Consider the following 8,521-nt stretch of genomic DNA (forward strand, 5'->3'; position numbering starts at 1 on the left):
TTTTATTGTATTCCCAGGTCGGTGCTTTTTCATATTCTTCAACTCTGGGAGTCCCCTCAGTGTAAAAAGTCCCGCTGTCCATGTTCCTGGCCTTATAGGGACAGGCGACGACACAGCGCCCGCAACCGATGCAAGGTAAAAAGCCGGAATTATAAAAATAATTTTGGCTCGGGGAAATTACCTAAATTACTTTCGGGTTCCAGGTTCAATGGACAACTTGGGGGAAGTTGGAATAGGTGACCGCCTGACCTGATGGAGAGCAGGGACTGTTGAGAGATGACCTTGGGCCTAAGATTTCTTCTAAGTGCGAGATCGCCGCTCGATTTCCTCGCAAAGGTCATCAACCCAGTCTTTCTTCAGGGGCTTGGGCTTTTCTTTTTCTGGCCGCGAGGGCTCAGGAGCGTTTTCAGAGGAATGATTCAGGATAATGATAACCATCTCCAAATTTTCTGCGCCCGTCTCTTCTTTTTTTCGGATGGGCGAAATCTTCTCCCGCAGTTTGGCGTTGAGCTTCAAAAGCAGTTCCCTCAGCTCATTGAGGGATTTGGCCGACGGTGTTTTCTTGCCGAGTGATTCTTTACTGGAATTTCCCATTTTTTCCTTTCCCAGGTGCCCTTAGACCCGGTAAGCAGATTTTCCGGCCAACTTCTCTTTATTCAACCGGTGATGGAGGTAAAGCCCTTCCAGGATAAATTCCAAACCCGAGGCCAGGGTAGCCGGGGTTTTATCGCACTGGAGCTTCTTTAAGCCTTCGAGCAACCCGTTCATTTCGCCGCTATAAGGCTGAATTTCATGCGCCTTCTCTTCGTAAACTGAAGATTTCATCCCTTCGGAAACTTCGACAGACCAGCCACCTTTGAACCTGACCAGGAAGCTGTCGAATTGTTGCACCTGAAAATAGCGGTTAAAGGTGTTGAGGGTGGCTTTGGCCATCAGTTTTTCAATGAGGTTTTCTCCTCGATCTTCGTCCACGGTCTCGAGTTCGATTTTGCCCCCCGTGGAGGCCGCCAGATAAGTAAGGTCACTGACCCGGGGAACCACTTCCCGTTCTCCCAGACGGATGGCTCGGCGGAAAGCGTTGCTGATGATATTTTCGTAATTCGAAATGGAAACGCGTACCGAAACCCCTGAGCGTTGGTTGATTTCCGGGGACTTGCGGGCTAAGGCCGTGATTTCGGCGATGAGTTCCTTGAGGTAAGGGGGAATAATGGTCTGAAAAAGGCCGTCGTCGTCGAAGCGAGTCCTCTCCTGTTCCATGATTTTGATTTCCGCTTCCAAAGACCTGGGATAATGGGTGCGGATCTCCGAGCCATAACGATCTTTCAGGGGAGTGATGATCCGGCCGCGATTGGTATAGTCTTCCGGGTTGGCGCTGGCCACGACGTAGACGTCCAAGGGAAGGCGAATTTTATATCCCCGGATCTGCACATCGCGCTCTTCCATGAGGTTGAAGAGCCCGACCTGGATCTTTTCCCCCAGGTCAGGAAGTTCGTTGATGGCGAAAATGCCGCGGTGAGTGCGGGGAATCAGTCCGTAGTGGATGGTTAATTCATCGGACAGGTAGCGCCCTTCAGCCACCTTAATCGGGTCCACCTCTCCAATGAGGTCAGCGATCGTCACGTCCGGGGTGGCCAGCTTCTCTCCGTACCGGTGTTCCCGGCCCACCCAGATGATCTCGGCTCGGTCCCCCATAGCCTGCAGTTTCTCGCGGCAGCTTTTGCAGATAGGCTGAAAAGGGTTGTCGTTGATTTCGCAGCCAGCTATGGCAGGAATTTCTTCGTCGAGCAGGTTGACCAGATTGCGCATTAGGCGAGTTTTGGCCTGCCCCCGCTCCCCGAGGAAAATGATATCCTGTCCAGAAAGGATGGCGTTCTCGACTCGGGGAATGACGGTTTCCTCGTAGCCTACGATACCGGGGAAAAGCTCCTCGTCCTTACGGATTTTGACAATCAGATTTTGGCGCATCTCTGTTTTGACGGTGCGGACCGTATAGTTCGCTTTTTTAAGTTCCTCTATGGTTCGAGGTTTTTTACTTTTAGGAAGTTTGGCCACCAGTATTTCCTTTCCAGTGACGGATAAAATTATTTAATTTCTTTATAACGCAAAAATAACCATTCGTCAAGGAAGGGTGGAGAAGGAAACAAAAATAGGGGTTCAAGGGTCAAGGGATCGAGGGTTCAAGGAGAAATCTGAAATCAAAAGGCAAAAATCGATCCAAAATGATAAAAAACTGAAGGGAGGCAAGGGTCGACAAGGACATCCAAAGCTCCGTAAAATCAGATTTTCCTTGAAAAATTTTAGTCGGCAAGATAGATTTTAAGAATCACAAGGCAGGTTTTTAGAAGGTCAAATGCTTAGATCTTCTTACCTGCTTGAACCCCCAGTTAAGGGAAGGCAGCGCCAAGAGGAGGAACCAATGACCCGCCATGTACCGGAATATGATCTCTTCCTTTGCCAACCATGCCAGGCCAAGGCCCTTCTTTTCATGATCTATTGTCAATTTTTAAGCCATGCGCGGCTGGCACCCGTTCCGATACCAGCCCAACATCGCGAGGAGGGTTGTAAATGAACTCGGGAATCCAGAAAAAGAATTGCGAGGAGATGAAGAAGGTCTACCCGAAAAAATTTGGGTCCGAAGCGGAGATCTTCAGCCATATCCATCGCGGCGATAGAATTTTCATCCATACCGCCTGCGGCGAGCCCCAGTATCTTGTACGAGCCTTGATCCAGTATGTGGAATCGAATCCCAAGGCTTTTTTCGATGCGGAAGTTTTTCAGGTTTGGACGCTGGGAGTCGCTCCCTACACCGATGAAAAATTCAAATATAATTTTCGCCACAATTCTTTCTTCGTGGGGCCCAATTCCCGGGAAGCGGTCAACCAGGGGATGGCTGACTATACCCCCATTTTTTTATCGCACGTTCCGGATTTGATCTATCGCGGGATGGTGCCCATTAATGTGGCGCTGGTCCAGACCTCCCCCCCGGATGCCCATGGGTACATGAGCCTGGGGGTCAGTGTGGATATTGTCAAAGCCGCGGTGGAAAAAGCTTCCATCGTCATCGCGCAGATAAACAACCATATGCCCCGGGTACACGGGGACGGATTCATCAATATAGAAAACGTGGATTTCATCATCTGCCACGACGAGCCACTCTTGGAATATGAAGCCGTCCTGCCCGATGAAGTGGCCCAGCAGATTGGTAAGTATGTGGCCCGTATCGTCCAGGACGGGGATACGATTCAGGTGGGTTATGGGAGTTTGCCGAATGCCATCCTGGCGAATTTCAGCGATAAAAATAACTTAGGGGTCCATTCCGAATTATTGACGGACGGGATGGTCGAACTGATAAAAAAAGGAGTAATTGATAACAGCCGCAAGACCCTCAATCGAGGAAAAACTGTGGCCACGTTTTGCATGGGTCACCAGAAAACCTATGAATACATCCATGATAATCCCGCCTTCGAATTTCGGGCCATCGACTACACCAATAATCCTTTGACCATCTCCCGCCAGCAAAACATGACCGCCATCAATGCCGCTTTGGAAATTGATCTCACCGGTCAGGCTACCGCCGAATCTCTGGGGAAAACTTTCTACAGTGGAGTGGGGGGACAGGCTGATTTTATGCGAGGAGCGGTACTGGCACCCGGCGGAAAAACCATCCTGGCGATTCAATCCACTGCCGAGTGGGGGCAAGTTTCCCGCATCGTACCCTTTCTGAGAGAGGGAGCGGGGGTCACATTAATGCGCGGGGATATTCATTATGTAGTGAGCGAGTATGGCATCGCCTATCTGCACGGAAAGAATATCCGGGAAAGAGCGATGGAATTGATTGCCATCGCCCATCCCCAATTTCGCCCCTGGCTGATCGAAAAAGCCAAGCAAGCCAACTTAATCTATCGCGATCAGGCCTTTATCCCCGGAAAAAAAGGGGAGTATCCAGAACACCTGGAAACTTATCGGACGACCTCCGAGGGATTTTCCCTCCTCCTTCGCCCCGTCAAGATCAGCGATGAGCCCCTTTTAAAAGATTTTTTTAATTTTCTTTCCGACCAAAGTCTTTACCGCCGGTTCATTTCTGTGCGCAAGGATACGCCTCATGAGAGGTTGCAGGAGTTTGTGGTAATTGACTATACGAAAGAGATGGTCATCTTAGCCACCATCAAGGACGCGGAAGTGGAAAAAGTGGTCGGAGTGGGGCAGTATGGAATCAACGAAACGAACCATACCGCCGAAGTGGCCTTGGTTGTCCGGGATGAAGACCAGAATAAGGGCGTGGGATTGGAACTGTTTTCCTATTTGACCTATTTGGCCAAGAGGGAAGGACTTTTAGGTTTTGCGGCGGAAGTCCTTGTAGAAAATAAACCCATGCTTCATCTGTTTGAAAAAATGGGGTTTGATATTCAAAAGAGAAATGAGCAAGGGGTGTATGAGATGAAAATGGCCTTCCGAGGAGTATGATGAGCGACCAAAATCAAGATATAAAATATCTCTTTGAGCCGCAGACGATAGCCGTGATTGGGGCAACCCGGGATCCCAACAAAATTGGTTACAAGGTATTGAATAATATCCTGGCGGGAGGTTACCGGGGAAAGGTCTACCCGATCAATCCCCAGGGGGGGGAGATTCTTGGTGTGCAGGCCTACCGGAGTATCGAAGAAGTGAACGATCCGGTTGATGTGGCCAGTATCGTGATTCCGGCGAAAAATGTCTATGACGCCGTCAAAAGCTGTGCCCGCAAAAAGGTAAAATACCTGACGATCATTTCTTCCGGGTTTTCCGAAATCGGGAACAGTGAGGAAGAGAGGAGAATTGTCACCTGTGCCCATGAACATGGTATGCGTGTTTTGGGGCCGAACATTTTTGGTCTTTATTCTGCGGCAGCCTCCTTGAACGCCACTTTTGGGAATTCGGAAATTATTCCCGGGGGGGTAGCGATTATTACCCAGAGCGGGGCTTTGGGGATCGCCATGATTGGCAAAACGGCGGTGGAAAATATCGGCCTTTCCGCCATCGTATCCGTGGGGAATAAAGCCGATGTCGATGAAGCCGATCTTCTGGAATATCTGGTGGCCAACGAAAGGACCAAGATTGTTTTACTGTATGTCGAAGGCGTACACGAGGGAGAGAAATTCATCCGGGCCTTAAAAGCGGCCACCAAAAAGATTCCGGTCGTGGTGATTAAATCCGGGAGGTCGGAAAGAGGAGCAATCGCGGCGGCTTCCCATACAGGTTCACTGGCTGGGTCCGATGAGATTTTCGCTGCCATTATGCGGCAATGCGGAGTGTTGCGGGCCGAAAGTGTCGAAGAAGCTTTCAACTGGTGTAAATTTCTGTCGAATACGCCGGCGCCCTCCGGGGAAAATACGGTTATCATCACCAATGGTGGCGGTATCGGGGTCATGGCCACCGATGCCTGTGAAAAGTACGGGGTGAAGTTGTTTGATGACCCAGCTACTTTAAAGGAAGCTTTCTCCCCGATAACTCCGCATTTTGGTTCCACCAAGAACCCGGTCGATCTTACCGGTCAGGCCACTTCGGTCCATTATCATGCCGCGCTGGCAGAAGCCCTGAAAAACAACCTGATTCATTCGGTGATTGCCCTCTACGGCGAAACAGCCGTGTTTGATGCTGAAAACCTGGCGCAGATGATTCAAGAAGCAGACCGGGAGTATAAGTCGGCGAAAAAACCCTTGGTCTTTTCCATTTTTGGGGGGGAGACGATTGAAAACTGTATCCTCCTTCTACGCCAGAGCGAAGCAGCGGTCTATGGGGATGTTTATGAAGCGGTTTCTTGTTTGGGTTCCATCTATGCTTATTATCATTATTTGAAGGAATATTCGGAAAAGGTCGAAGAGGCAGAGATCGATGTGGATTCCATCGAACAAGTTTTAGAGATGGCCTTGAAGGAAGGAAGGTCTTTTTTGCTGGCCAACGAGGGACAAGCCGTTATGCGGGCGGCTGGAATCCAGATCCCCAAGAGTCAGATAGCTCGCAACCTCGATGAGGCTGTCCGGAAGGCGGAGGAGATCGGGTTCCCCGTGGTCATGAAAGTGGTCTCCCGGGACATCCTGCACAAGAGTGACGCGGGCGGAGTCGCCCTGGATTTAACGGGGAAAAATGAGATCATGGATGCCTACCAGGCAATCATGAGGCACTGCCGGGCCTACAAAGCGGATGCGAACATCGAAGGAGTAGAAATTTCCGAGATGGTGAAGACGAGTACGGAGACGATCATCGGGGCGCGTCGGGATAAAATCTTTGGCCCGATCCTTATGTTTGGCTTGGGGGGCATCTACGTGGAAGTGATGAAGGACGTCGCTTTTCGTGCTCTACCCCTCAGCCGCCGAGAAATCATGGCCATGGTGAAAGAAATTCGGGCTTATCCTCTTCTGTTAGGAGTGCGGGGGGAAGAGAAGAGGGACTTGGACGGGGTGGTGGAGACGATCGTTAAAGTGGGTACCATCCTGCAGAAATGCCAGCGCATCTCGGATATAGAGATCAATCCGTTGGTAGTCTATGAACACGGCCAGGGAGTCAAAGCCGTCGATGTAAGGATTTTACTATCGAGGGTCAAGAAGGGGGCATAAATGGATAAAGTAGTAATCGGATCGATGCGGAAGAGCGCGGGGAAGACCAGCATCATTGTAGGAATCGCCGGCGCTTTGAAGAAGAAGATGGCTTACCTAAAACCGTTCGGGGAGAGATTGCTTTACCGCAAAAAGCGACTCTGGGATTACGACTCTGCTTTGATCACGCATATCTTTGGACTCCAAGAGGATCCCGTGGATATGAGTATCGGCTTTGATCACTCCAAACTCCGCTATATGTACGATGAAAAAGGGATTCAACAGAAACTCCGGGAAACCATGGCGCATATCGGTAATGATAAAGAGATCCTCTTCATCGAGGGGGGAAAGGATCTGACCTATGGGGTATCGATATATCTCGACACCCTCTCCTTGGCTCGGTACACGGGGAGTAAACTATTTATCGTGGTCAGCGGCGAGGAAGACACCATTCTGGACGAAATCCTCTTTTTGAAAAAACACGTAGACCTGGCCGAGGTTCACCTGGGGGGGATTATCGTGAACAAAGTACAAAATCTTGATGAATTCAAAAACACCCACCTTCCGGTTATCCATAAGATGGGGGTTCGAGTGATCGGGGTGATTCCCTACCAGAGTGAATTAACCTGCTTCTCGGTTTATTACCTGGCCGACCGGTTATTCGCCAAAGTCATTACCGGGGAAGGCGGGCTGAAACGGGTTGTAAAAAATATCATCATCGGGGCTTGGTCGGCCAATGTGTTTCTGCAAAACCCGATATTTAAAAAAGAGAACAAGTTGGTCATCACCGGTGGGGATCGGACGGATATGATCTTAGCTTCCTTGGAGAGTGATACCTCCGGGATTATCCTGACGAATAATATTTTGCCCCCCTCTAACATCATCTCCAAAGCCACGGAGCGCAATATTCCCCTGTTAATGGTTTTTTCCGACACCTATCAGACCGCCAAGCAGATCGAAAACCTGGAACCGTTACTGACGAAAGACGACACCGATAAAGTGGAATTATTGAAGGAACTTTGCCGAAAGCATGTGGATCTAAGCGTAATCACAAGCCATTAAAGAATCATCCAAATCCTAACCAATCCCTTTTCCTTTTCTTTAAGGAGATTCAACATGCCCAAATTTATAAAAAAAAGATCAAAGAAGGCAGGTCTACCTCCGGGAACTCTCGTGCATATCGGAGAGAAGATGAGCGAGCGGACTAAAATCAAAGTCTTGGAGTACGACGAGGTGAATTTTCAGGAAAAAGAACTGGAAAACATCGAGGAATGCTTTTTGTTCAAAAATGAGCCAAAAGTAACCTGGGTAAATGTGGACGGCCTTCATGAGGTGGAGGTTTTGGGGAAGTTGGGCGGTTGTTTCGGATTGCATCCCCTGATTATGGAAGACATCTTAAACACCGATCACCGGCCCAAGATGGAAGATTATGGAGAAGATTTTTTTATTGTTTTAAAGATGCTTTCCTATGATGACCATACGGGCGAGATCTCGGCGGAGCAGGTCAGCTTAGTGCTCCGTCCAAATGCGGTCCTATCCTTTGTGGAAAAAGAAGGAAGTATGTTTGCCTCCGTCCAAGAGCGAATCCGGAGCGGAAAAGGAAAGCTGAGAAAGATGGGGGCCGATTACTTAGCTTATACTTTACTGGACATCATCGTGGATAATTATTTCGTAATACTGGAAAAACTGGGGGAAAGAATCGAGGTCCTGGAGCAAAAGTTGGTCGCCAATCCTACAGCCCAGACCTTGCTGAAACTCCAGAATTTAAAAAGAGAAATGATCTTTTTACGCAAATGGGTCTGGCCTTTACGGGAAGTCATCAGTGGTCTGGAGAGGGGAGAATCCTCAAGAATTCAGGAGAGCACCCGGTTCTATTTGCGGGACGTATATGACCACACCATTCAGGTGATGGATACCATCGAAATATTCCGGGACATGCTTTCCGGCAT

General features: G+C 49.3%; 8 protein-coding genes. 5 read left to right on the forward strand and 3 right to left on the reverse strand.

All coding sequences use genetic code 11. The annotated features are described in order from the left end of the window. From Q7V48_14195 to Q7V48_14205, 3 genes are all read right to left on the reverse strand, one after another. Window positions 1–178, reverse strand: a 178-nt coding sequence (locus tag Q7V48_14195) for a 4Fe-4S dicluster domain-containing protein (protein MDO9211878.1), incomplete at its 3' end; no start/stop codon positions are given. A 122-nt stretch (window positions 179–300) separates the two neighbouring features. Continuing rightward, complete coding sequence (locus tag Q7V48_14200) at window positions 301–594, reverse strand: hypothetical protein (protein MDO9211879.1); 294 nt, start codon at window positions 592–594, stop codon at window positions 301–303. Window positions 595–615: 21 nt separating this feature from the next. Then, window positions 616–2,052, reverse strand: a complete 1,437-nt coding sequence (locus Q7V48_14205) for a magnesium chelatase (GenBank protein ID MDO9211880.1) — start codon at window positions 2,050–2,052, stop codon at window positions 616–618. Between the two features lie 364 nt (window positions 2,053–2,416). Here Q7V48_14205 and Q7V48_14210 point away from each other — a divergent pair, with 364 nt between their 5' ends. From Q7V48_14210 to Q7V48_14230, 5 genes are all read left to right on the forward strand, one after another. Then, window positions 2,417–2,569: a hypothetical protein gene (locus tag Q7V48_14210; GenBank protein ID MDO9211881.1), complete on the forward strand. Its 153-nt coding sequence runs from the start codon at window positions 2,417–2,419 to the stop codon at window positions 2,567–2,569. Continuing rightward, complete coding sequence (locus tag Q7V48_14215; GenBank protein ID MDO9211882.1) at window positions 2,566–4,464, forward strand: GNAT family N-acetyltransferase; 1,899 nt, start codon at window positions 2,566–2,568, stop codon at window positions 4,462–4,464. Before Q7V48_14210 ends, Q7V48_14215 begins: the two co-directional genes overlap by 4 nt. Continuing rightward, entirely contained in the window at window positions 4,461–6,593 is a 2,133-nt protein-coding gene (locus Q7V48_14220) for an acetate--CoA ligase family protein (protein ID MDO9211883.1), read from the forward strand. The genes Q7V48_14215 and Q7V48_14220 overlap by 4 nt, the downstream gene beginning before the upstream one ends. Continuing rightward, window positions 6,594–7,634, forward strand: a complete 1,041-nt coding sequence (locus Q7V48_14225) for a DRTGG domain-containing protein (GenBank protein MDO9211884.1) — start codon at window positions 6,594–6,596, stop codon at window positions 7,632–7,634. It abuts the gene before it with no gap. A 54-nt stretch (window positions 7,635–7,688) separates the two neighbouring features. Then, window positions 7,689–8,521: magnesium and cobalt transport protein CorA (locus Q7V48_14230; protein MDO9211885.1), on the forward strand; the 833-nt coding region annotated here is incomplete at its 3' end.

Source organism: Deltaproteobacteria bacterium (assembly GCA_030654105.1).
GTDB lineage: Bacteria > Desulfobacterota > SM23-61 > SM23-61 > SM23-61 > JAHJQK01.